Source organism: Okeania sp. SIO2C9 (genome assembly GCF_010672455.1).
Classification (GTDB): Bacteria; Cyanobacteriota; Cyanobacteriia; order Cyanobacteriales; family Microcoleaceae; genus Okeania.
In genome coordinates, this window is record NZ_JAAHGO010000104.1 from 1 (window position 1) to 24,541 (window position 24,541).

A 24,541-nucleotide genomic window follows, 5' to 3' on the forward strand; every position below is an offset into this window, starting at 1 on the left:
GTTTTTTCTCCACTCAAAACGTCTATGAGCGACACAAGCGTTATACAAAAGTTGGTGTAGCTTTCTGGCTAAAAATAGTTTTTCTTTCTGTACTTTTGTCGGGTACAGTCGAAAAGTCAATCTTCTATTGCCCATAGTGACTATCACCTCCTTTAATTTTTGAGTCGCTAAAATTATATTCACATATTAGTTTAGCATCAAAAGTTAGCTCTTAAAACGAGAAGCCCACACTATAGTGCGAGCTTAGTGTGGGAGATGTCACCGTGGTCTTGGCTGACCCCTTTCCATCATTTGCAAAGCATCTGGACTAGGATTAAATCGATAACCCCAAGAAGAGCGATCGCCATCATCCAGTATTTGAGGTGTCAGTAGTACAATTGTCTCTGCTCGTTCATTGTCATTTTGACTACTACGGAAGAGGGGACCAATAATTGGTAAATCTCCCAAAATAGGCACTTTGCTGATTGTCGTTCTTTCTTGCTCTTGAATAATGCCAGAAATAATCAGAGTTTGTCCATCCCGTAGGCGAATTCTTCCAGATTCTACCCTACGTCTGGCAATTTCTGTACCAAATTCACTTTCATTATCAGCATCTGTTTCAATTCTCCGAGCAATAAAACTGACTTCTGGGTTGACTGTTACAGTCACAAAACCATTATCGTCTATTCTCTCTACCTGTATAGCTAGGGTTAGACCTACATCTTCAAACCGAACAGTTCTAGTTTCTCGACTCGTACCACCATCATCTGTAAAATTACTGTCAATACTTCTGACAATATTTTCCACAAGTCTGACACTAGCTATTTCTCCTTCCTGAACCACTAAAGTTGGGTCGGTAAGAATTTTAGCATTACCGCTCGTAACAGTAGCCCTTAATTGACCGAGAAATCGCCTGGGATATAAAATTTGAGGGAATAAGCCAAATTCTGCCTCACCTAGTTCTACCTCCAATATTCCATCGTCATCAACATCTATCTCTGATGGTTCATAATCTGTAATCCCAACTCTTGTAGGTTCGCCTGTTGTAGGAGCTATTGGTCTGAGGAAAGTACCTCTACCTTGATTAACGTTAGGGATACCTGTAAATGGAACGTCAAACGTACGTTGGCTATCAAAGAATGGGTCGTTTCCAGCAAGTGGGTTACCAGTGACAGGACGAGAAAGAGGACTAGCATTTTGTTGTGTAATAGTAGCAGGTTGGAGACTGCCAAAATTCAGAGATGCTGCCCCATTATCGTTAATAAAGAAACTGTCATTAACTCCGAAGGAGAAACTACTATTAAAGTTTTCGTCTGCTGATAAGTTAATGTCTATAACCTTTACGTTTACAGCTACTTGCCTTTGTCGTAAATCTAGCTGTACCAGTTGGGCTGCAGCAATCTCTACTTGTTGTGGTGGTCCTACTAAAGTTATACTATTAAGTCGGCTATCAGTTACTACTTGTAAACCCTTCAATAGTTGGGGAGCATCTTGGGATTCATAGCGTAGTGGCTGAACAACTGTTCTTTCAATTGTTTCGGTATTTGTAATTGCCTGATTAGTTCCGGCGATATTAACTGTATTGACCTGAGTTACTGGCTGACTTGTAACAATAGCACTTTCAGCTCCCATACTAACTAAAAAACCTGCAGCAGCTTGGGCCGTAACCTGGTTTAAGCGGAAAGAACGGACTACAACATTTCTGGCTTCTGTTGGTAATTCTTGCCCCACAAATACTGTATTCCCTACTCGGTTGGCCTGCAAACCACTGAGACGTAGAACATAGTTAAAAACATCTTGAACAGACTCATTTTCAATATCTAGGGAAATACTAGGTCCAGTTTCTTCTTCCCCACCTGAACTGAAGGCTACATTCAACCCGGCAGCTCTAGCTAATAAAGCTAAAACATCTCTGACTGGAGCATCTCGCAAAACTAAACGAGGTATTCTTTCTTGTGTGCCTAAATCTATTACTTCTACTGAGGGATTAATATTGGATATTGCTATGTCACCTACTGGTGGTGCTACTGCTCGTGGTTGAAAAGGAGGGACTTCACTGGGGGATGGTTGTCCTGGTAAGGTGGGGAAACCATCTCCTGTTAGTTCAGAATCTGGTAATAATACCTTTGATTCTTGGGAGCTGGTGGTTTCTCTTGGAGGTACTACAGTAGGTTCCGGTTGTACAGGTGGGGGAGCTGGTTCAGATGCTTCTGAGGGTGGGGGAAAGCTATTAGGTGTAGGTGTAGATGCTTGAGCTACTTCTCCTGAACCGGCAGCAGCGCTCAGAACAATTCCTCGGCCTCCCCCTTGAATAATTCTGCCTCTGGGACTATTTTTTGTACCTGCGATGACTACTCGCACGCTGTTGGCATCTACCTGCATTACTTCTACATATTTTATGCCTGGTGCTGGACTATCTTTCCGAAATTTGTTGCCTTCGGGTATGCTTAGTTGAGCATTGATTATGTCTGCAACGAAAGAGTTATCTCTATTTACTGAGAAAACTTCGGGGCGATCGCCATTGTTTGTCACTAGGACAATATTCATGCCCCCTTCTACTGAACTTAACTGGACTTGGGTAATTTGTGTAACTGCAAAAGCTGGTGTCTGGGCAATGATTACCGCAGCTACCCCACCTAACAGTCCACTACTAAATTGAATTTGCTGTTTCACTGTCCTCACTCCACGCTAGGCCATGATTAGGAAAATGTTGGTTTGACATCTCCAGGGGTTGAAACACCCTGGATTCTGTGTAAAAAAACACTGTAAAAGGGACAAATCCACTTTGGCTTCCAGCCTAACAGACTTCTAGACTCCTCGATGTAGACAATAATCTACCTGTGAGCTTACTTTCAGAGTAGATTTTTACTTCGGGTGAAAACCCGCTTGTCGTTCTTCAACCAGGAGATAAATCCGCCTAGCTAACTCTGTCCCGTCGTTTTTTATGTGTTTGGCTAGAGTATAGAGCTTTATCCACAGCTGTGACGTTCTCCTACATCAAATCAAAGATTATTATGTAGGCATCCCTTCCTCACGGACGCGGGCTTTCTGCTTCACAGGGAGTGTAATCACTTAACCCTCGGCAGACAGAGACGATGAGACCCACCGCCTTCTTATACTAAACAGTTCTGTAATCCAGAAAGTTCCCTTAAGAGTTTTACCTTTTCACGGGTTGACGCTTAACTTCGCCAATTGAAACCCATACTCGCTATTTGTTTTCATGGTTCTTTCAGGTGCGTACTAGCGCTACTCCTAATTTAATCACTAATAACACAAAAAAAGCACACAATGCAAGCTCTAAGTGGACGCTACGCGGTTTATTTGTTGGTCGGCAATTCCCCGACCGTTAACTTATGTATAACGGGAGACCCCTTGCCGACATCAAAGTTGGATCTGTCGCTTTTTAATTTTTTCTTTTTTCTTTTTTCTACTTTCCCAAGCTTTTCAGCACTAGCTTTCAAATTTACATAAATATTAAGAAGATATCATACCATAATATTTGGTAAATTATGTTAATTTTTGTTTGATTGCTCTTCTGGTTTGGCTGGTTCTGGTTTAGCCAATGATTCTTGTTCGCTTAAGGCCAACAGAGCGTGCATATCAAAGGATGTTCTGAGTCTACTTTCTGGTTGGCTGACTGGTACAAATCTATTTTGTCTCCATTCAACTTCGATAATCTGATTTCCTTGCTGTAGTTTAGTTTTTAAGTTTTTTACTACCAGTAATGTTTGCATTCGCTCCAAAGCAATCATAAAGGCTCTTGTTTGGGCATAAGTTCCTTCAAATTCTACTTTGAATTCTCGTCGCTTTAATTTACCATTTACCAGTGGTCCTAATGAATTATCGTTAATTATATAGTTGCCATCTTTTGATTCCACTGGTTCAAATTTAATCATTTTGGCTTGTCGGTCTTCATCACTAATACCTGTATTAATTTGATCGATCAGCTTATTCATATCGTACAGCAGAGTTTTCATGGTTTTTTCACTGGCAAATAAGCTGGTTACGTCTTCTCTTTGTTTCTCAGCTTCTACCCTTTCTGCTTCTGCTTTTGGTCGTTCTTTTATTTGTTTTTTCTGTTCTTTTATAGTGTTTTTTGCTGTCTGTATTTCTGTTCTTAATAAAGCACTTTTTTCTATAGCTGGTTTGAGCTGATTATATCCTAATAATCCTGCTGCTCCTAATCCGACAACGCCAATAACTGCTCCGATAAATCTGGGGTCTTTGAGTGAGATACCGAATATTTTCGGACCCCCTATTTCTCCTTCTTGTTCTTCTAATTCTGGATTCCATTCATTTGCTGCTACCATTTTTAAAATACTCCTTTTTCTGTTAGTATTTCTATTCTATCTACTAATCCAATTGCTCCTTGACTTTTTAATTGAGGCAATAATTCTGATGCGCCTAAGGGGCTGAGATTTGTTTCGATTTTATATTCAACTACTTGTGGTAATTCTGGTATATCCGGGGCTAAAGTTGACCTAGATTCTTGTAATTCTAGTCTGGTTGGATTAGGTTTTTTCGCAGCAGTAATTAGTTTTGTTTTTTCTCCTTGGAAAAATGGGGAGTTTTGCAGTAGCAATAAAAAGTCATTAACTTGACCATAAGAATCTGCTGTCCCAGAAAATGATATAGTTGCTGTTGGTTTTGGGGGTGCTGCTGCCTGTTCTTTTTTATCCCCCTTTGGATCTTTTTTACTTGCTGGAGGTGCTGCTGGAGGAACTATTTTTGGTTCTTTTTGTTCTATACTAGCTATTTTGACACCGCTAGGTATGAGGGTGCCAAACTCTCCCAATAAAGCGGACCATGGTTTAATTTGGTCAAAAACTGTTGCTAATGCTTTTGCCTCTGCTTTAAATGTTTTAGTTTTTGCTTTGATTGCTTCTATATCTTTGATTTGGGCGTTTAGTTTACTCAATTCGGCATTTAATTTGTCTAGGTCAGCCTGTAATTTGGTGTTTACTTGATTAAGATATAACCATCCACCAGCAACTAGACCATTAACCGCCACTGCTACTGCTGCCCCAATCAAAATTGGTCTGGGGTCTTCTAGTGATGGTCCACCACCACTTACTGGTTTGGGAATATCTTTTTTATATTCTGGGCGATCGTTAAGAAAATTTATATCTAAGCCATACATAATTAATTTAAACCTCTCTTAATCCTAAACCTAATACGACTCCTAGACTGGAACGTTGTTCTAGTGGAATTTCTTGTTCTATTTCTAGGGCTAAAGTTTCTATTGGATCGACTTTGGATGCTGGTAAACTTAAACGTTGCATAAAAAAGTCATCTATTTGTCCTATTGCTGCACCCGATCCTGTTAATAATAATTGTGCCACCTCCAAATCTTCAAATTGATTGAGATAGAAATCTATTGAGCGTCGCAGTTCATCCCCTAATTCTGCTAATACTTTTAGTAAGGCATTAGTTCCAGGGTTGGGTTCGTTGCCTGTGACTCCCATTGTATCTAATACTGGAACAGTCATTCCTATTAGTTCGGTAGTATCTCTGGTCGGAGGTAAGTTCATTGCTTCGTTTAAGGAAGATTGCATTTGATAAGTACCAATGGGAATTGTCCGGTTAAATTGAGGTATTCCATCTACTACGATAGCAAGTTCAGTACTGTCAAATTCTACATCTGCAATTACTGTTGCTTCTTGGGGTCCATATTGTTGAAGTATATCTTTTACTGTTCGGATTAAGGCAAAGTTACTAACTTCTAAAACGTCTATTGCTAATCCTGCTTGGGTGAATACTTCTATGTAGCTATCTGTTACTTCTTTTCTAGTTGCTACTAAGGCTACTTGTACTTTTTCTAAATCATCATTTGGATCTACTATTATTCCTAATTTTTGGTAGTCTACATCTGCTTCTTCTCTGGGAAATGGTAAGTATAAACCTGCTTCTTGATTCATATAATCTTGCAATTCTTGGTCGTTTAATTCTGCTGGTACAGGAATTACACGAGTTACTGCTTCTCTGCCTGGAATTGCTGTTGCTACTCTTCTGGTCTTTATATTATTTTCTTCTATGATTGACTCTATTAGCTCTGATATTGTAGGGGCATCAACTATTTGACCTTCTAAAAATACATCTTCTGGTACTTCTACTGTGGCCATGGTTACTAACTTTAATTTATCTCCTTGTTTACGAATTTCAGCAATATTAATTCTTTCTGGACCTATCTCTATTCCTATTCCAGGTTGCTTTTTTTTGAACAAATTTTTTAAGTAATTAACCATAGTTCTCCTGATTTGAATTTAATACAAATATGTTTTTCTAAATTTGCCATGACTAGAGCTAGAAATTATGGCAGTTTTGAATCAGTTTGCCTCCTGCAAGTGTATTATGGGACTTTTGATTTACCAAAAATGTACACACTAATTTTTCAAATCAGCGTGAGGGTCTTAAATCCAATGTTAAAAACTATTGATAAATTGATGATGATAATTTTGCAGTACTATCTATAAGTTAATTAAGTATTAAGGTATAGTTAGTTGTGTGTATGATCATATCCCTATTAAAATACTCATACTAACTACCAAAAGTCTTAACTATGATTTTTTGTTTTCCAAGCAAGAGTTAGTGTTTAGTATTTAATAACTTTTGTTATGCTGGTTTTTTCCATTTTCCAAGAATAGCATTAATTTCTGAAAAATGCTTTGAATCAGTTATCAGTAATCGGTAAAAGTGTTTCGGCATTTCAACTATATCTCTCAATTATGGCCAAGGGAAAACAAAATATAGTTAAAAAAAGTGAGCGGTATTCATTGTTGAACAAACCTATATTATAAATACACAAAAAGATACTAATTTAGAATTAGATAATAATTTTATTTTTCCTTGATAATGGCAAGTGCAAAAATTATCATAACTTCAATAAAATAACTATCTTTCAGATACTTGTATAAATTTTATAAAATGTTTTACATCGTTAAATGGAAACGGTTTAGATTATTTGCTACATTCGGACTAATCTTAACATTTTTGATTAGTTGCACCACTCCCTCTCCTACTAACTTAAATACTCAAGAAATTAAGTTTTGGACGATACAGCTTCAACCTCAATTTACGAATTATTTTAATCAATTGATTACTGATTTTGAAAGTGATAATCCAGATTTATCAGTACGATGGATTGATATACCTTGGTCAATGATGGAAAAGAAAATTCAGAGTGCTATTTTGGCAAAAAATCTTCCAGATGTGGTTAATCTTAACTCAAGTTTTGGATATCTATTGACTGAAACTAATGCCTGGTTAAATTTGGATACTATATTATCAGATTCGGTAAAAAATCAATATCTACCTAACTTTTGGCAGGCTAGTCAAATTAATGGTAAAAGTTTTGGTATCCCTTGGTATGCCACAACAAATATAACTATTTATAATTCTCAGCTATTTCAACAAGCAGAACTAGAGCAACCTCCCAAAAATTATTCAGAGTTAGCAGAGGTGGCTAAACAGATTAAGGAAAAAACTAATAAGTACGCATTTTTTATTTCTTTTCTACCAGAAGAATTGTCAGAGGTATTAGAATCTTTTGGCAAGATGGGAGTGACACTGATAGATGTTGATGGAAAGGCTGCTTTTAATACTCCAACTGGTCAGGCAGTATTCAAGTATTGGGTCGATCTATATCAAGATGGGCTATTACCAAAGGGGGTATTGACAAAAGGAAGTTCAGCTGGTATTGATTTATATCAAGCTGGAGAAATAGCTATGTTGTTTTCTGGCTCAGAAGTTATTGAGGCAATATCTGAAGATACACCAGAGATTGGACAAGTATCAAAACCTGTATCTCAAATTACAGGTGAAACTGGTAAAAAAGGTATGATGTTAATGAATTTAGCTATTTCTAGTAATACTAAACTACCAGACCAAGCGCTGAAATTTGCTTTGTTTATCACTAACAATCAAAATCAAACGGCTTTTACTCAAGAGACTAATGTTCTACCTTCTATAACTCGGACTTTAGAGAATAATTATTTTCAAAATCTTCCTTCTAATGCTTCTACTCAAGATAAAGCTCGAATTATTAACGCTAATCAAATGCTTAAAGCAGAAGTTTTACTTCCACAAGTTAAAAATTTGGATAAGTTAAAACAGATTATTTCTCAAAACTTACAGGCAGCTATGTTGTCAGAGAAAACTGTTGAGCAGGCGATCGCTGATGCGGCGTTTGAATGGGATAATTTATAGTTTTTCAGGTTTAAAATTGGGAATTCTTAAAGTAGTAATATTATGTCCGGTTAAACATTTATAAATAATTAGGGAGGAGTCAGGAGACAGGAGTCAGGAGACAGGAAAAAAGGGCATTGGTAATTGGCAAGATGATTTTCTACTAGGGGTAATACCCATCACTGACTCTGGTAAAATATTTAGGACTTGCTGATTAATTATCAAAGTATTTATATATAAAGGTTTTAGCCTTTTGAGGGTCGAAAAAAGTGCGCAAGTTTTCAGTTGAAAACGCTCAAAAAGCTAGTATTTTGGGCTGACTATGGCAGAAAAATTAAGGGACAATTCTTACCGAATAATTAATAATTAATAATTAATAATTAATAATTAATAATTAAATAATTCGCGCCTTGAAGCCTCCCCTTTTAAGGAGAAAAAAGCGGTCGTTTGCGGAGCAGTCCGTTAGGATGGGATGGCGAGGTCTCGGAGCCATATCCAATCGACCAAGACAGCGGTCGTTTGCTTCGCAACGCTGACGCGAAACGCGACAGCGGAACGGAGTTCTCTCTTCGGAGCTTCCCGGAGGGTGGGATGGCGAGGTCTCGGAGCCATATCCAATCGACTCCTGTGAAGAAATAATATTTCCTTATTCTCAATCCTCTCGGTTTTAACCAGAGGTAATTATCCATTATTCATTATCCATTATCAATTAATAAATCCTACCTCCTCGCTCCCGAACCATTTCTCCTGACTCCTGACTCCTGACTCCTGACTCCTACCCTCGCTCACAGGACTTTTTCAGCAAACCCTATTTAAAGGTATCAGAAACAGATTACTCTTAAAGTTTCATCTCTTGATTTACCGAAAAATTCAGGTTTAAAGCCTCCTCTTTTAAGGGGATAATAAATAAAAATTTTCATGAATTTGTCAATCCTTTTCAATTCATGGAGAGGTAATTATTCATTATTCATTATTCATTATTCATTATTCATTATTCATTATTCATTGTTGAACAACGCCTTTTTGTGACACTACCGTTAGAACCAGCCATATTCCTTGAGAAAATCACGTACAGTGTCTGGATCATCTTGAGTTAATAGACGATGCTTAACGGGGTAAACCCGATAATCTGCTCCTGACCTTTTTTTTCTCAAGACAGAAATTGTTGTTTTAACAGCATCATAACCAATCTGAAGACCAGACTGATCGATAATCAACTCTAAAGGACTATTGGGATCTAGTAAAATTTTTGCTTTCTCTTTCGACAGGTCTAAAACCCCAAAAAGCTTAACTTTATTATTCAAACTAGATTCTTTCACTGCTTCAAGTGCAACTTCCGTTGCTAGATTTGACCCTCCCCAAAGTATCTGAACATTAGGATTATCTTTAAGTAGTTTTTTAACTTTTATAATATCATTCTGAGAAGCAACGCTAACGGAGTCAACGATTTGAAACGAGATATCCGATTCATTTATCGCTTTTAATAATCCTTGAAGATAGGGATAGTAGCGATCGTAGACAGCACCATCAACTAAAGCAATCTGAACTAATTTTGAAGGAGAATTAGTCAGTAAATTTTTTTGAGTCCATTTTGCTATATATTTGCCTGAATCATAGCCCATTTGGCAACTATTTGTATTATAGCAAGCAATGGCTAAATCTTCTGCTTCGATACGATCGAAGCAAAAATCAACAGTGGTAATAGCCACTCCAGCATCCCTAGCTAGTCTAAGTGCATCAAGTGACTTAACGGGATCTTCCGGTGTTAAGATAATCCCATCTATACCATCTTTAATTAACTGCTTAATTATTTTGGCTTCGTTCTCTACACCATCGGGATGACTAATCGCCCAAATTTCTACACGACTGTTAGCAGCACGACGCATCCCCAATTCATAGGCATCGGAAAGACTTTGAGGAGTTTCTGGTTTGAGCAAAGCTATCCGTAAACGAGGTAATCGTTCTTGTTCGATCTGCTGTTCCCAATTAGACATCATCTTGGTTTCCTGCCAATTTTTAGCTTGTTTAATTTGAAATGTTGACCACATTTTTGCTCCCCACAAATCGGCCCCTTTTAATTGCGTTTCTCGCAGATTAGTGGGTTTTAATTGCGCTCCTCTCACGTTAGTTGTGCTACTTAAATCGGCAAAACGCAACGAAGCATTCTCTAGATTAGCTTTATAAAAATCAGCCCCCCTTAAATCTGCTCGATTAAAATTCGCTGATTGTAATTTGGCTCGATTAAAATTCGCATTACGGGAATTAGCCCATAATGCTCTAATTTCAAATAGATTAGCTTCAGAGAAATCGGCTGATTGTAAGTTAGCTCCATACAAATTACTACCATCTAAATAACTATTTTGGAGTTTGGCTTTCTTTAAGTTGGCTCGTGCTAAATTCGCACCTTGTAATTTAGCACCCCTTAGATCCGCACCTTCTAAATTAGCATTGGCCAAGTTTGCCTTCTGGAGATTACTCCCTCGTAAATTAATTCCGACAAGATCCGCACGTGATAGATCGGCTCCTGTTAAATTTGAATAGGAGAGATCCATTGAATATTTATTAACCTTAAGTGAACCCTGACTGAAAGATAAAGATTGGCAAGGATTAAGGGTAAGTTCAGCCATATTTGCTCCAGCTGCTTCTAGTCCTGGATTACCTTGGCAACCTTTATTATTTAAAACTTCCAAGGCAGCAATCCGTCCACCACTATATTTATGGTCAGATTCTTCACGCAGAATGTTTCGAGCTTCTTGTATCTCCTGTTTGTTTCGATTAGGTATGGTAATCACATAAGACATTACGGCAAACAACAGTGCGCTCTCACTTAAAATAACCACTAACTTAAATAAAGAAATATTTTGCAGCCATTCAACAAAGTCAGCAATTTTTGTGTCTAAAACAGAAATTGGCTGCAATAGTTGAGTTTTTTTTAATCTAGATTTTTCAGAATTAAGAGACTCAGGATTATTCATTTCTTCTAGTAAATTTTTTTCTTTTTTATCCATTAGTTATTTTTCCTATAAAGAAAACAATATAGCGTTTCTCAAATTAGTGAGATACAGTTATCTTTTTGTCTTTTTATTCCCTGTTCCCTGTTCCCAGAACCGGTGTTCCCTCAAACCTAAAATTTTGTACCTCACTCTTTTTGGGAATTGCTATAAGGATCAATCATTATTGAAATATATCTCTTAATTTATCTTTATTTAATTGTTTAAATCCTTGAGAGGTAAGAACAGTTATTGAAACAAGGTCAGAGGACTGAGTTCTGCCTTGAGTTAAATCAATCGCAACACCACCTAGATCGAATTTGGAAATAGCAACCTGTTTTAAAAAGCTCTCACGACTGATTTCTCCTGGTATTGTTCTGAGAATTTTTAAAGTCATTTTTCCTACAATATATCCCTCTAAAGATACATGATTGAACTCACTTTCTAGGTTAGATTTGGCCTCTTGAACAATAGGTAGATTGGAGTCTAATGAGGGAACAACTTCTGTGATAATCACTTTGTCTTTGACACCGTATTCTTCTAAGTCGAACTGTAATCCTTCTTGATCGGCAAATGACAGGGACGAAATGACCCAATCCTCTCTTTTCTCTTGAGCTAACTTAATAAATCGTGCGATATTAGTATAAGTTCCTGCTGTAATGACTAATCTACAGTTTATTCCCGTGATTTTTTCCCACTGTTTTAATGAGTTATAACCTTCCGTTATATAGGGAGTATTACGACGATAAAATCCTACGGGACTAAGGAAAGGATTGTCTTTATTTCCCTTTTCTTTATACTCTAAAACTTGGTCATAGGGACGTAAGATATTCTCTTCAACCTTTGCTTTTACTAAAGCGTTTCTGACTCCTTTTAATCCCGATATACCATAGCTGTCATCTTGAACATAAGCACAGATTTCAGAGGGTTTTACCCCAGCATTTAAAGCCATTTTAACCACAGTTTCTATTTCCTGTGCATAACTCGCACGATAATTAATGATTAGTTCAGATTGCGATCGCAAAAGTTCAGAACCAGTAAAAAAACCAACGGCAGGAATATTGTTTTTCTTTAAAATTGGCAATGTTTTTTTTGCTGTCGGTGTACCGACATTTCCAATCATCAAAAAAATGCCAGATTGAATCAACTTTTGTGTCTTTTGATGAGCAATTGAAGGCTCATAATAATCATTTTCAAAGATTAACTTAATTTTTTTATCCTGTACTAATTGGTTATCAAGTGCAGCTTTTAAACCAGATTTCATCCTATTCCCTAAAATCTCTTCTTGTCCTTCTAAAGCAAGGACAGAACCTAGTCGAATTATTTGATGAGTAATTCCTTCTTTGGGATCTGATAATGATTGACAAGCAGTCAGTCCTACTAAGCTAAGACTAAAGCAAAAATGAAAAAAAAACTTAAAGGTCAAATAAATCTTAAAATTCATAAGAAATTGTCAATGAAAACAATCTTCATTGAACACTTGATGTAACTTTTTATAAATATCAATGTTGTATTCGCTCAGAGCATACTCTACACAACTTGGCTCTTCTGAAACGATTGGCAGTTCATGTTCTTCATCAAGAGAAAATATTTAAATCCAGTCTTACTCCAAAAATTAAGCAAGTTGCCATGAACAACAATTACATGATTACTTTTATCAATGTTTTCTGTCAACCCTCTTTTAGATGAGCTTACCCTGGTTCTGCACAGGGGAAAAGATTAGCAACGGCTCAAGTTTCTCTTCTGAGGAAAAACATCATCAAAAACGATTATCTTCTGGTCAACAATTAATTTTTTCCTAAATTTCCTTAGTAGCATAGCGAGAAATTTAATTTTTAATTACAGCGGTTTTCATATGAATAAACCACAATGATACTAACTCCTAACTACTAACTCCTAACTCCTAACTCCTGACTCCTGAGGACTGACTCCTGACTCCTAACAATGAGTTTAGTGGTCTACTCAACTGAAAAGCGCTGTAAATCAATTAAATATCCGTACAATAACCGACGATATTTATAAAATTTTTAAGTAAAATTATATTTTAGTTGATAACTTGAATAAATACTTCTAGAATCATCAAACTAGAGTCTTGAATGAGATGATATATTCCTCTGGATAAAATTTTAATGAAGATTCAGTAAAATTACGGATGTTAATGTTTTTAGAAGTATAATATTAAGAATATCGCCAATCAGGACTGCATTGATGGAGCATTAAAAATGATTACTAAAACAAAACAAACTACAGCGAGATTTTTTAAACATTTAATCCGTCTGATACCTAAACAATTTAGTGGTAAGTTAGAACTTCAGAATACAGAAGAACAACAGTGGCAATTATATTTTCATCGGGGATGTCTAACTTGGGCAACAGGTGGTAATAGCGCTTGGCGAAGATGGCGTAGAATTTTTACTCAATTTTGCCCTTTTATTTCTCTGGAAACTCTAAGTTTCTACACCCATGATGTTTGTGAAAGCTGGCAATATTACATAGTTAATAATCTACTTAAACAAGAAAAAATATCACTTTCACAAGCTATAAATATAATTAACAACACTCTGATAGAAGTATTGTTTGATTTAATTCAGCAAGATAATTTAGATAATTTACAAATTACTTCTCTCACTTGTCATCTACAAGCGGAAATGAAACAACCAATTTTTCGTTTGAGTATCTATGAAGCTTTTGAAAAAGTTAAACCAATATGGCAAGGTTGGTGTGAGGCAAATTTACACAACTACTCTCCCAATTTAGCACCTGTATTGAACAAACCTGAAACTCTAAAACAACACACATCTACTCCGATCTACCAAAAATTTCAGGCATTAATCAGTAAAAAATTAACATTGCGAGATTTGGCTTTTTACTTGAAGCAGGATTTATTAAGCCTGACTAAAATCTTGATGAATTATGTGAGTCAAGAAATAATTCAATTGACTGATGTGCCTGATATACCTGCATTATCTGTAGTGAAAATTGATGTAGTAAAGAGTCAAGCAAAAGAGATTCAAACACAAAATTCATTATTACCAGAAACTATTATAAAGAGCCAGAAAAAATTAGTAGTTTGTATTGATGATTGCCCCATAATTAGTCAAATTATGGGGAAAATTATTACAAAAAGAGGCTATAAATTTATAGGAATTCAAAAGTCTACATTAGCTGTATCTAGTCTCATAGAAATACAACCAGATTTAATATTTTTAGACATAGAAATGCCTATTGCTAATGGCTATGAAATTTGTAGCCAACTTCGTAGAGTGCCTCATCTAAAAAATACTCCTATAGTAATTCTAACTGGGAGAGGTAGTATAATTGATCGGGTTCGTGCTCAGTTTGTAGGGTGTTCTGAATTTATGAATAAACCAGTAAACTCAGAAAAAATTGAGGCAATTTTTCATAAATATCTGTCTTTAGCAAACACAAAAACAGAAATTTCAGTAGTAGGGTCTTTAGTTCCCGCTAGTTGCTAGAAAATGTCCTAATAAATACAGAGAACCACATAAAACCATCAGATTTTCACTTTCAACCATAGCCTCTTCCATCGCAGTTGTTAAATTGGGGTAAGCTTGACAGAATGCTAATTCTGTGCAAATATTCCTAGCTATAGTAGTAAGCTGACCCGTATCAGCCGAACTATGGTCTGGAACAGGAACTAGGTATAAACGATCGCCTGGTCTAATCAGGGCACGAAAAATTTCTGAATGTTCCTTAGTTGAAAGCATACCCATAACCCAACTTACGGATGGGTAACTCAGTTTCCTGACATATCTCCCTAATACTTGGGCAGCAGCAGTATTATGAGCACCATCAATTAATAATTTACGGTCTTGCCATTTTGTCCATTGCAAACGCCCAGGCCATTTAGTATTAGCTATCCCTTCTTTAATTGCTGTGGGAAAAATCTGCCAACCCTGTTTTTCCAAGATATGAATTGTCGCAATAGCGATCGCTGAATTGATTAACTGCACATCTCCAAGTAATGGGAGTGGATATTCAATACCTCGATAATTAGCCATTGGTAGAGAATCATTTTCCCTACTCCCCTCTAATATTTCAGCAGGTTTTACCCAAACTGCGGGACATTCCAAATCATTAATTCGCTTTTGGACTACTTTTTCTGCTTCTGGCGGTAATTTCCCAATTATTGCAGGACATCCTGGTTTAAGAATACCTGCTTTTTCAGCAGCAATATCAGCCACAGTTGGACCCAACCTTTGCCAATGTTCCCAACTAATTGAAGTAATCACAGTTACCATTGGTTGCTCACAAACATTTGTGGCATCTAGTCTTCCTCCCAACCCTACTTCTATAACCGCTACATCTACTTCTTGTTGAGCAAAATATAACCAAGCTGCCGCAGTAATAACTTCAAACAAAGTGGGTGAAGCTTGTTCTGGATTAATAGCTGCTTCTACTTCTTTTAATAACTCTTCTAGTTTAGTAGGAGAAATTTGTTTTTCGTTAAGACAAATACGTTCTGTCCAGTCTACCAGATGGGGTGAAGTGTAACGTCCAACTTTATATCCTGCTGCTGTGAGAATCGAAGATAAATAAGCACAGACAGAACCTTTACCATTTGTCCCGGCAACATGAATAATAGGTACTTGTTGATGAGGGTTTCCTAAATTATCTAAGAGTTTGTAGATGCGTTCCAGGCCAAGCTCAACGCCAAAGTGTTCAAAGCTTTTTAAGAAAGATTCTATTGAGTTCACAGTTTTTTATACCAAAAAGCGATCGCGTTCCTCATATAATAATAATGTAGATATAATCTGAATCGTATTACAATAAATCTATAATTATGTCCATTTTTTCACTTCTTTAGCTTGGGCTTGCTGATTAAATCTCAAAGCACTGTCCAATAATTGATAATGGATAATTGATAATTACCTCTCCCTAAAAGGAAGAGGATTGAATTAAAGGAAAATTTTTTTTGTTTCTCCTTTAAAGTAGAGGCTTTAAACCTTAATTATTCGGTAAATAAAGCTTTTAGCCTTTTTAGAATCGAATTGCAGTGCACCTGTTTCAATTCCCTTACCCTCAAAAAGTGAGAATTTTTGGGTGAGGGGGGCAGAAAAATCAAAGAAAAATTATTCCTCCTACTTTCTCTGTCTTCCCACCCTCCCAACACTTTGCTTTTTTATCGTTGCTGAATTGAAGTATGAATGTGCGATTGTTTGGTTCTGCTCAAGCCGCCTAAATCCCCCAAAATTGGGGGACTTTTAGAGTTTTATTCCCCCCAATTTTGGGGGGCTAGGGGGGCTTGCATCATACCCAGAATCAGCAATGCCGCTTTTTTCAGCAAGCTCTAGTTCACCCCTATCCAATCAAAGTCTGAATCATCGCCTCACATAAGGACCCCTTGACCATTTGATCGAATCTAACAAACATAGGTGAACTATTCAGTTCTAAAAATACAAGTTGCTTCGTTTTTGGATCTGTTTTGAAGTCAGCAGCTCCAAAATCCATCCTTAAGTGTGCCATTAACTTTCGTAATAACTCCACTTCATCTGGCAGTGTTGCAAGAGGAATGATTTCCGCATCTTGTTTGACCCGATAATCTAGATGCTGACTACGAATTTCAAAAGCAAAGGCATAATTTCCTACTATATATATCCGAATTTCTGGCGCAACTAATCGATTTTGGACAATAGCTGGCATTGCTGCACAACCATTCCGAAACTGAATAGAGGAATGCAATTGTTCTAGGGAATAACAAAAATCACCCCCTGCAACTGGCTTGGCAATTGCACTCCCCGCAGAATATTTGCCCAACTCCTCAGCTTCGTTTGTAATCAAAGTATCAGGAATGAGCAACCCTAACTTTTGGGCTAAAATCAGCATTGCTGGTTTATTGCCAACCGCAGGTAAATGGTTACGATTGAACAACCGGATCTTAGGTTGTGAGAGTAACCAACCATAGAGAGTTTGATACCAACCCGACGCCCGTTGTGATGCTCCAGATTTGGGAGCGCTCAAATTACCAAAAACGTCATATCGAATGAACGCTCCAGTTGCCGATACAACCCGGTCTTTTATTCTGGGTTGTCCCTGGGTAAGATGCCATGAAAACTCTGGACTCTCTTGTTGCCCATGACGTACCTCGCAAACATGAACCTGTTGACTTTGAGCAATTTCAATCAGTCGAGTTAGATTCGGATCTAACCGCCCACCTGCAATTAGCAAACATTCACCACCTGCTGATTTAATCATTAGTACCAACCAAATGGACTACCCTCTTCCCCGACTGCCAGTGTTGTTGGTGGACCTTCCTCTCCTAATGCCTGTGTCGTGGGTGGAGGACCTTCCTCTCCTAATGCCTGTGTCGTGGGTGGAGGACTTTCCTCTCCTACTGCCTGTGTCGTGGGTGGAGGACCTTCCTCTCCTAATGCCTGTGTCGTGGGTGGAGGACTTTCCTCTCCTACTGCCTGTGTCGTGGGTGGAGGACTTTCCTCTCCTACTGCCTGTGTCGTGGGTGGAGGACCTTCCTCTCCTAATGCCTGTGTCGTTGCTGGAGGACCTTCCTCTCCGTATGCCAATGTTGTCGGTTGAGCTTGTGAAATTAGTTGAGGACCTTCCTCTCCGTATGCCAATGTCGTGGGTGGAGGACCTTCCTCCCCTACTGCTCGTGTACTTGGTTCTTCCTCTCCTAGTGCCAATGTCGTAAATTGAGGATCTTCTTCTCCTAGTGCCAATGTTGTCGGTTGAGAGCTTATCTGGCCAGGTGTGATAAACTCACCAGCATGAACAGTAATGGAATTAGTGCGGGCTGAAACAATTACCGCATCTGCACCATTGGTCGGTGTAAAGTCCACAGTAGCCATAATTGGCGTTAAGCGTGGAAGACTAACATCTGATGGTTTATCAGCGTCGAAACTAAATTCTAGGACAGAATCATCAGGATTAGGATCGGCTGAGTTATCTAACCGAGGATTTGTCCAGCCGGAAGTTGCAGTCAGTCCCTCTACTTGAATACTGAGCTTCAGCGGAGACTCAGCGATCTTAGTGACGGAAACCCGCAGTACTCTGAAAACTTTCATGTTTGAGTGTATTCTTTTTAGTTGATATATTTCCCATCCTAAGATTTCCTAACTAAATTGCAGATATAACTGATGGTATTTCTAATTTGTTCTACTGTTTGTAACTTATTATATTAATTCAGTTCCATTAGTATGTCTCATTAGCTAGTATGTGCAATCTTGGGACAGAAAAGGAGTAAATTTGAGGTTGAACTCAAGTTATACGATCCTACCTTATTTGTCGATAATGACTTCCAATTTTTTTTTATTTTCTTAATATTTGCTGTGCAACTTGATTTGTCTAGGATCGTCCATGTTTTTCAGTTTTAGCAAGCAACAGTTTTTCTGTTCTACCTTACAGCGGTTTTCATTTGGGTAGACCACAGTAAGGACGTTCCATGGAACGTCCCTACAGGATTTTGCTTGTGAAGATGTGGTTCATCAATTTGAAAAGCGCTGTATTAGAACATCTCCGGATAAGAGCGCGATCAAACTCCGTTCCGCTTACGCCACCAAAAAACTTTCTACTTCTTCTACAGTTCTTCCTCTTCCCTCTTTTTTCTTTCCTCCTGACTCCTGATATCATGTCCGAAGGCAATCGTTTGTGTAAAAGTTGGCGTGGATATTTGCAGGAAATTTAAGTTTTTTTCTTGCCTTCCGGAGCTGTTGCCTTCCGGAGCTGTTGCCTATTCACTATACAAGACCGATGCTACCGGACATGACATGACTCCTGACTCCTGACTCCTGACTCCTGACTCCTGGGTCATTATTTATTTTATAACTGTTCAACCGGACATGATATTAGTTGATAAATTCGAGAACAAACTAAATGCTGATAACTATATTTTTAGAGCTATTTGATAAATTTGGCGACGGGATAGGTTGGTTTGATGCGCCAGTTGGCGACTAGCTTGCGATCGCGAAATTCCTTGTTCTAAAAGTTTTTGTAATTCTACTTTAATAGTATCTTCTGATATTACTGGCATATCTGGTTCAGCTCCTGCAATAATTAGGGTAAATTCTCCCCTTGGTCGATCGGTTTGATAATGAATAATTGCTTGCCCAACTGTGCCACGCCAAAATTCTTCATAGAGTTTTGTTAATTCTCTAGCTAAGACTATTTTTCTCTGTTTACCTAATACTTTAGCTAAATCTTCCAAGGTTTGTTTGAGTTTATGAGGAGATTCATATAAAATTATGGTTTCTTGTAAGTTGGGTAAAGTTTCTAAGTCTTGTTGACGTTGTTTACTTTTGCTTGGTAAAAAACCGATAAATATAAATTTATCAGTAGGTAGTCCAGAAGCACTTAATGCTGTGATACTTGCACTTACTCCTGGTATTGGTACTACGGAAATATTTGCTGCAACGCAAGCTTTTACTATTTCATATCCAGGGTCAGATATTCCTGGCATTCCTGCATCAGTTACTAGAGCAATTGTTTTTCCCTGATGTAATTTTTCGATTAATTCAGGTATGCGACTTTGTTGGTTATGTTGATGGTAACTTAATTGTGGGGTTTGTATATCAAAATATTGTAATAATTTGCTGGTGTGGCGAGTGTCTTCTGCTGCTATTAAGTCTACTGTTTGTAGGGTTTTAATTGCTCGAAATGTTATATCTTCTAGATTGCCTATTGGTGTACCAACAATGTAAAGAGTCCCTGAATTTATTTCACTCATATAGCACTCCGCGCAAGGGAAAAGTCAGTAGGGGTGATTCGCGAATCACCAGTACAAAAGTCAAAAGTAATCTCTGACGCTCGTTTGAGCCTTTATTTATAAATATCCTAACCTTTATTTCGACTGTTATAACTTGACTATTCTACTTCCTCCATTTTTTTTACCGAAAAGCGACGTTGAAAGCCGCCGTGTTTTAACTGGGGGATGAAAACAAGGGAGTCGTTTAGACTAGACAACTTTAGTTGTCCTGTGTTATTATCTGAATATATAAATGTTTAGACAAAAGTAAGCAGAAAGCTAGGGTTAAACTTAAGCCGACTGTGTAGGGGCACTTTGACTTGTCCCCAAAGAGCATATCTTTGGTCAGCTAAGAAAAGACGAAGCAACAAGGATTTATCGGTGTTGCGTAGTATCAACTTAGAATCCCCTCGGCAACAGCTGCGGGGATTAGTAAAATTGAGGAGTAAAGTCTTTGTGACATACTCACACACTAAGCTTGCGCTATAATTTGGGCTTCTCGTTTCCCAGTCCCGGTATCCCGTAGGACTCCACGAGCTTTAAGGACGGAATGCACTGCCACCCTATTTTTTATATTTATTGCTGCATTTCCTATAAACTTATTACTTTTCTAGTGAGGGCGAATGCCATTCGCCCCTACTGTCTAGTTCAAATTACTACTATCTGATTCCCAGTCTGGACAACTTTCTCCCTCTACGCCATAAGGATGCATCCCACAAACTAATAAATTTCCGCCATAAACTTGACCATGATAATTACTACATCCTCTACAAGCTGGATGTTTTTCTACTGTTGGTTCTACACGATCCACAAAATAGTCTATATCTTCCCTTCCCACATCAAAATCTAAGTCCAGATATACTTCGATAATAGGGTCGATTAAATCATTTAGATACTCATCTATCTCTACAATAAAGTTAGTACATATTTCTTCGGTAATCTCCTCCGAAAACTTTCCCCAATCATCAAGCACTTCAGAAACTTCTTCTGCCATTTCATTGAAGAAATTTTCTACTTCTATAGCAGCAGTTTCTATTACTTCAAACAAATTTTTTGACCAGTCTTCCATTATTATGTGTTTGAGCTTTTCTCTCTAAACTTAGGGTTTCTAAACTCTTGGAGCGGAGCTTAATTGTTTGGCCTAAGATTTAATCTTTTTGTAGCCGACGCAATTCATCCTGTAGCTTATGCACTTCTTGGCGCATTTTATCTACTTCTTGGTTTGACTCTGATGAACTGTCATCCTCAGAAAGAATTTCTATACGACGTGGTTCTCTTGGTCCTGTTTCTGGAGATGATTCTACTGTTGGCTTTTGCATAGCTTTATTCATCATATCCTCGACAAATTTACGACCCTCTTCCGTAGTCATTTCACCACGCTTAACCATCTCATCTGCCAGTTTTTGGGTCTCTGTTCTTAGTTCTGCTAATTTCTCGTTAGCTTTCTCTCCTGCATAGGAGGCTAATCCCACTCCTAGATAAACTGCCTTTTGAATAATTCCTCCCAAATTATCCATAATATATTCTGGCTCCTTTAAAATGACGTTCTCCTACATCAAATCAAAGATTATGATGTAGGCTTCCCAACCTCACGGACGCGGGCTTTCTGTTTTGCTGGCGCAACGCTGCGCATTACATGTCGCGGAGCGAAACACAGGGAGTGTAACCACTTAAATCTCAGCAGACAGAGACGACAAAACCCACCGCCCTCTTGTACTAAACAGTTCTGTACTCCAGAAAGTTCCCTCAAGAGTTTTACCTTTTCACGGGTTAACGCTTAACTTCTGAATTGAACCCCATATTCGCTATTTGTTTTCATGGTTCTTTCAGGTGCGTACTACCGCTACTCCTTATTTTATTACCAATAACACAAAAAAGCACACAATGGAAGCTATAAGTGGACACTAAGCGGTTTATTTGTTTGTCGGCAATTATCCTCCCGTTAACATTTGTATAACAGGAGATTCCTTCCCGACATCAAAGTTGGGTGACCCGGAGTCAACGCCTACCATAAGCATCCCGTGTTGCTGCTACCTTCCGGTCCTGACAAGGTTTAGGCGTTACAGTCGCGCTGGTCCGAATCATTTATTAATATAACACAATTTTTTATTATGCAACTATGCACCACTGATAAATTTCATAAGTGACACAATTATTCTTGATCAGGGGGTCTTCGGCCACTATTTTTTGGGCTTCTGCCATAGATGAAGCTTCAAATAGTAACATTCCTCCTTCATGGTTTTTCCAGTAACCACTCTTAGCTTTATGTCCTTTGGCAATTAATTCTTGGACATAAGCTATATGGTCTGGTACATATTGGTCAAATATGGTTTTTTCGACTATACCTTTTTCTATTTTGGCAAACCAAGGCATTTTATTTGTTGAATTTTGAATTTTATGGGTCAATCAAAACGTTTATTATTTGTGGCTCTTGTGCCACCTGAAAATATTCAAAATCAAGTTACGGAAATTAAGGAATATTTTGCTAGTCAATATAATAGCAGTCATGCTTTAAGATCGGTGCCTCATATTACTTTACAGCCTCCTTTTAAGTGGCCGACTGAAAATTTAACTCTTTTGCAGGAGTCTTTAGAGACTTTTGCTCAAAATTGCTCTGCTTTTCCCATTACTTTGTCTGGGTTTGCTGCTTTCCCTCCTCGTGTTATCTATATCAATGTTGTCAAAACTCCAGAACTATTAAAAATACAAAAAGATTTAATTCAATTTACAGAAACTACTTTAGGAATTGTACATCCCCCTTCTAAAATTCGCCCTTTTTCTCCCCATGTAACAGTAGCTTTTCGAGACCTAACTAAAACGAATTTTCGAGGAGCTTGGTTAGAATTTCGAGAGCGATCGCTTGAGTTTGAATTTATGGCTTCTCAGTTAACTTTATTAATTCATAATGGTAAGCGGTGGGATATTTGTAATGAGTTTCCTTTTAGAGAATTTCAAAAATACTAAATACACAATTTTGGCATATACATAATTATGAAGTTGAAAGCACCTAAAAATAAAAGGTTAGAATTACTCTTTGTTTTTTTAGCAGGAGGGGCTACATTTTATTTTCTACTCACTAACTTTGGCTTCCTAATGCCATTGAGAGAAGTGCTATCAGTAGCGTGTTTTTCCTCCTGTCAGTCTGAGAAATCTTTTCATCCTGCGATCAAAGGTGAAAACTTTTTAAATTACGAAAAATCCTTACAACAACTCTTGGAAAAGGAGGCAAACCGAGAAGGTATATCAATTCTTGTCGAGAAATCCAAATTTAGATTAACAATTTTCTCTAATCTTAAACCTCTAAAGTCATATCCTATTGTATTGGGTAGCTCCCCAACTGGAGACAAACTTCATGAGGGAGATCGAAAAACCCCTGAAGGAGTTTATTATATTTGCGATCTCTACCCGCACCCAAGTTGGTCTAAATTTATTTGGATAGATTATCCAAGACCTGAATCTTGGCGCGAACATTTCCAGGCGAAATTTTCTGGTCATATTAACTGGCAACTCCCAATTGGTGGAGAAATAGGTATTCATGGAGTGCCAGCAGGTCAGGATTCTCTGATTGAAAAACGGTTTAATTGGACATTGGGATGTATCTCTCTCAAAAATCATGATGTGGATGAGATTTACAGTTTTGTAGATACTGGAACTGTTGTTGAAATTGTTCCCTAGCTTTGTGTTAGCATTCCGGGAGCGATCGCTTGAGTTTGAATTTACAGCTTCTGAGTTAACTTTATTAATTCATAATCGCGGACGGTGAGATATTTGTTATGAGTTTCCTTTTCTATCGACCAATTAAGAAAATCCATTCTAATCCTATGTTCTATTCCAGAGAGTATTCCTCGTTGTTCACCAATTTTAATTCCCTCTTGTAATATCTGTTGATACTAAGGAGATTGTTCTAATACTGCCATATCCCACCTCATTATTTGTTGTACTATTAACTTACAAAATTCGTTAAAATTCCTAAAATTTTCGGTAAATTCTTAACAGAATATTCTTCCAAATCAACCGTCATAGTTTGAGATTCTAACTCTAAAAACTGCCAAGTAGTTCCAGTAGTAACAACACCATAAATTAGAGGAATTTCGTTATTTTCTCTTTGATTAAAAACTTGGGCAGCGACCATTTCTGCCATACATTGAGCTAAACCCGACTTGATATTACCGTTTTTCGCTTCCACCAAAGCAACAACTGGCGCTTCAATCAAAAGTTGCAAACTGGAACAGCTAATAATAAAGTCACAAAAACCATTCAATCCCTGTTCGATATCAACATTAAATTCTACTCCATAAAAAATGCTTATTTGATTGTTTAACTGTTTTTTGATTGCCAATAAAATCGGCGCAATAATTAACTCTTACCGCGCTTTTTATGTACTAATAGCGACTGCTAACGGTAAGTAATATTGCAATGCTTCTTGTAAAAAATTACTGGGTGGAATTTCTGGAAATTCATTAAACTTTCCCACGGTTTCAACTATTGTTAAATTATATCATGTCCGTTTATATCGTTTGTGTAAACCCAAGGGTGAATATCTGCAGGAAATAATGGTTTTTTTCTTGCGAGGGTAGCCTTTCTTCCTCTTCTCTCTTCCCTCTTCCTTCTTCCCTCTTCCTTCTTCCTTACCTTTGCTATACAAGACCGATGCTGCCGGACATGATAT

19 protein-coding genes, 1 other RNA gene and 1 pseudogene are annotated in these 24,541 nt (G+C 37.6%); 5 read left to right on the forward strand and 16 right to left on the reverse strand.

Annotation, left to right across the window (positions count from 1 at the left end; genetic code table 11):
- Nucleotides 1-258: 258 nt before the first annotated feature.
- The 4 genes from F6K23_RS36260 to pilM form a co-directional block, all read right to left on the reverse strand.
- Nucleotides 259-2,652 (reverse strand): type IV pilus secretin family protein, encoded by a 2,394-nt coding sequence (locus F6K23_RS36260; protein WP_293165448.1) that lies wholly within the window; start codon nt 2,650-2,652, stop codon nt 259-261.
- Nucleotides 2,653-3,491: 839 nt separating this feature from the next.
- Nucleotides 3,492-4,289: a pilus assembly protein PilO gene (locus tag F6K23_RS36265; RefSeq protein WP_293165449.1), complete on the reverse strand. Its 798-nt coding sequence runs from the start codon at nt 4,287-4,289 to the stop codon at nt 3,492-3,494.
- A gap of 2 nt (nt 4,290-4,291) precedes the next feature.
- Entirely contained in the window at nt 4,292-5,119 is an 828-nt protein-coding gene (locus F6K23_RS36270) for a PilN domain-containing protein (protein WP_293165450.1), read from the reverse strand.
- 7 nt (nt 5,120-5,126) lie between these two features.
- Nucleotides 5,127-6,224, reverse strand: a complete 1,098-nt coding sequence (gene pilM, locus F6K23_RS36275; RefSeq protein ID WP_293165451.1) for a type IV pilus assembly protein PilM — start codon at nt 6,222-6,224, stop codon at nt 5,127-5,129.
- A 679-nt stretch (nt 6,225-6,903) separates the two neighbouring features.
- Between pilM and F6K23_RS36280 the strand changes: the two genes are divergently transcribed.
- Complete coding sequence (locus tag F6K23_RS36280; RefSeq protein ID WP_293165452.1) at nt 6,904-8,184, forward strand: sugar ABC transporter substrate-binding protein; 1,281 nt, start codon at nt 6,904-6,906, stop codon at nt 8,182-8,184.
- Between the two features lie 1,016 nt (nt 8,185-9,200).
- Here the strand turns inward: F6K23_RS36280 and F6K23_RS36285 are convergent.
- Together F6K23_RS36285 and F6K23_RS36290 are read right to left on the reverse strand one after the other, a co-directional pair.
- The gene (locus tag F6K23_RS36285; RefSeq protein ID WP_293165453.1) at nt 9,201-11,171 is read right to left on the reverse strand and encodes a pentapeptide repeat-containing protein; all 1,971 of its coding nucleotides are present in this window, start codon (nt 11,169-11,171) and stop codon (nt 9,201-9,203) included.
- Between the two features lie 166 nt (nt 11,172-11,337).
- On the reverse strand, nt 11,338-12,597 hold the full coding sequence (locus F6K23_RS36290; protein ID WP_293165454.1) for an ABC transporter substrate-binding protein: 1,260 nt from the start codon (nt 12,595-12,597) through the stop codon (nt 11,338-11,340).
- 14 nt (nt 12,598-12,611) lie between these two features.
- On the opposite strand from F6K23_RS36290, the pseudogene F6K23_RS36295 reads away from it, so the two are divergent.
- Nucleotides 12,612-12,842 (forward strand): annotated as a pseudogene (locus tag F6K23_RS36295) (ISAs1 family transposase); the annotation flags it as partial.
- 533 nt (nt 12,843-13,375) lie between these two features.
- Entirely contained in the window at nt 13,376-14,629 is a 1,254-nt protein-coding gene (locus F6K23_RS36300) for a response regulator (RefSeq protein ID WP_293165455.1), read from the forward strand.
- Here F6K23_RS36300 and F6K23_RS36305 read toward each other — a convergent pair.
- From F6K23_RS36305 to F6K23_RS36340, 8 genes are all read right to left on the reverse strand, one after another.
- The gene (locus tag F6K23_RS36305) at nt 14,609-15,871 is read right to left on the reverse strand and encodes a folylpolyglutamate synthase/dihydrofolate synthase family protein (RefSeq protein WP_293165456.1); all 1,263 of its coding nucleotides are present in this window, start codon (nt 15,869-15,871) and stop codon (nt 14,609-14,611) included. The genes F6K23_RS36300 and F6K23_RS36305 overlap by 21 nt on opposite strands.
- 604 nt (nt 15,872-16,475) lie before the next feature.
- Nucleotides 16,476-17,369 (reverse strand): RimK family alpha-L-glutamate ligase, encoded by an 894-nt coding sequence (locus F6K23_RS36310; RefSeq protein WP_293165457.1) that lies wholly within the window; start codon nt 17,367-17,369, stop codon nt 16,476-16,478.
- Nucleotides 17,369-18,196, reverse strand: coding sequence for a hypothetical protein (locus tag F6K23_RS36315; protein ID WP_293165458.1), 828 nt, complete (start codon nt 18,194-18,196; stop codon nt 17,369-17,371). The genes F6K23_RS36310 and F6K23_RS36315 overlap by 1 nt, the downstream gene beginning before the upstream one ends.
- Nucleotides 18,197-19,014: 818 nt before the next feature.
- Nucleotides 19,015-19,854, reverse strand: coding sequence for a 16S rRNA (cytidine(1402)-2'-O)-methyltransferase (rsmI, locus tag F6K23_RS36320; protein WP_293165459.1), 840 nt, complete (start codon nt 19,852-19,854; stop codon nt 19,015-19,017).
- A 661-nt stretch (nt 19,855-20,515) separates the two neighbouring features.
- Nucleotides 20,516-20,941 carry a hypothetical protein gene (locus F6K23_RS36325; RefSeq protein ID WP_293165460.1) on the reverse strand — a complete coding sequence of 142 codons (426 nt, stop codon included), beginning with the start codon at nt 20,939-20,941 and terminating at the stop codon, nt 20,516-20,518.
- A gap of 79 nt (nt 20,942-21,020) precedes the next feature.
- The gene (locus F6K23_RS36330; protein ID WP_293165461.1) at nt 21,021-21,389 is read right to left on the reverse strand and encodes a phasin family protein; all 369 of its coding nucleotides are present in this window, start codon (nt 21,387-21,389) and stop codon (nt 21,021-21,023) included.
- 469 nt (nt 21,390-21,858) lie between these two features.
- Nucleotides 21,859-21,955: signal recognition particle sRNA small type (ffs, locus tag F6K23_RS36335), an RNA gene on the reverse strand.
- Between the two features lie 26 nt (nt 21,956-21,981).
- On the reverse strand, nt 21,982-22,245 hold the full coding sequence (locus F6K23_RS36340; protein WP_293165465.1) for a YciI family protein: 264 nt from the start codon (nt 22,243-22,245) through the stop codon (nt 21,982-21,984).
- Nucleotides 22,246-22,269: 24 nt separating this feature from the next.
- Here F6K23_RS36340 and F6K23_RS36345 point away from each other — a divergent pair, with 24 nt between their 5' ends.
- Nucleotides 22,270-22,836, forward strand: coding sequence for a 2'-5' RNA ligase family protein (locus F6K23_RS36345; RefSeq protein ID WP_293165462.1), 567 nt, complete (start codon nt 22,270-22,272; stop codon nt 22,834-22,836).
- A 27-nt stretch (nt 22,837-22,863) separates the two neighbouring features.
- The gene (locus tag F6K23_RS36350; RefSeq protein WP_293165463.1) at nt 22,864-23,547 is read left to right on the forward strand and encodes a murein L,D-transpeptidase family protein; all 684 of its coding nucleotides are present in this window, start codon (nt 22,864-22,866) and stop codon (nt 23,545-23,547) included.
- Nucleotides 23,548-23,815: 268 nt separating this feature from the next.
- Here F6K23_RS36350 and F6K23_RS36355 read toward each other — a convergent pair whose 3' ends face one another.
- Together F6K23_RS36355 and F6K23_RS36360 are read right to left on the reverse strand one after the other, a co-directional pair.
- Complete coding sequence (locus F6K23_RS36355) at nt 23,816-24,211, reverse strand: hypothetical protein (protein WP_367267921.1); 396 nt, start codon at nt 24,209-24,211, stop codon at nt 23,816-23,818.
- A gap of 149 nt (nt 24,212-24,360) precedes the next feature.
- On the reverse strand, nt 24,361-24,541 hold a 181-nt coding region (locus tag F6K23_RS36360), incomplete at its 5' end, for a hypothetical protein (protein ID WP_293165464.1).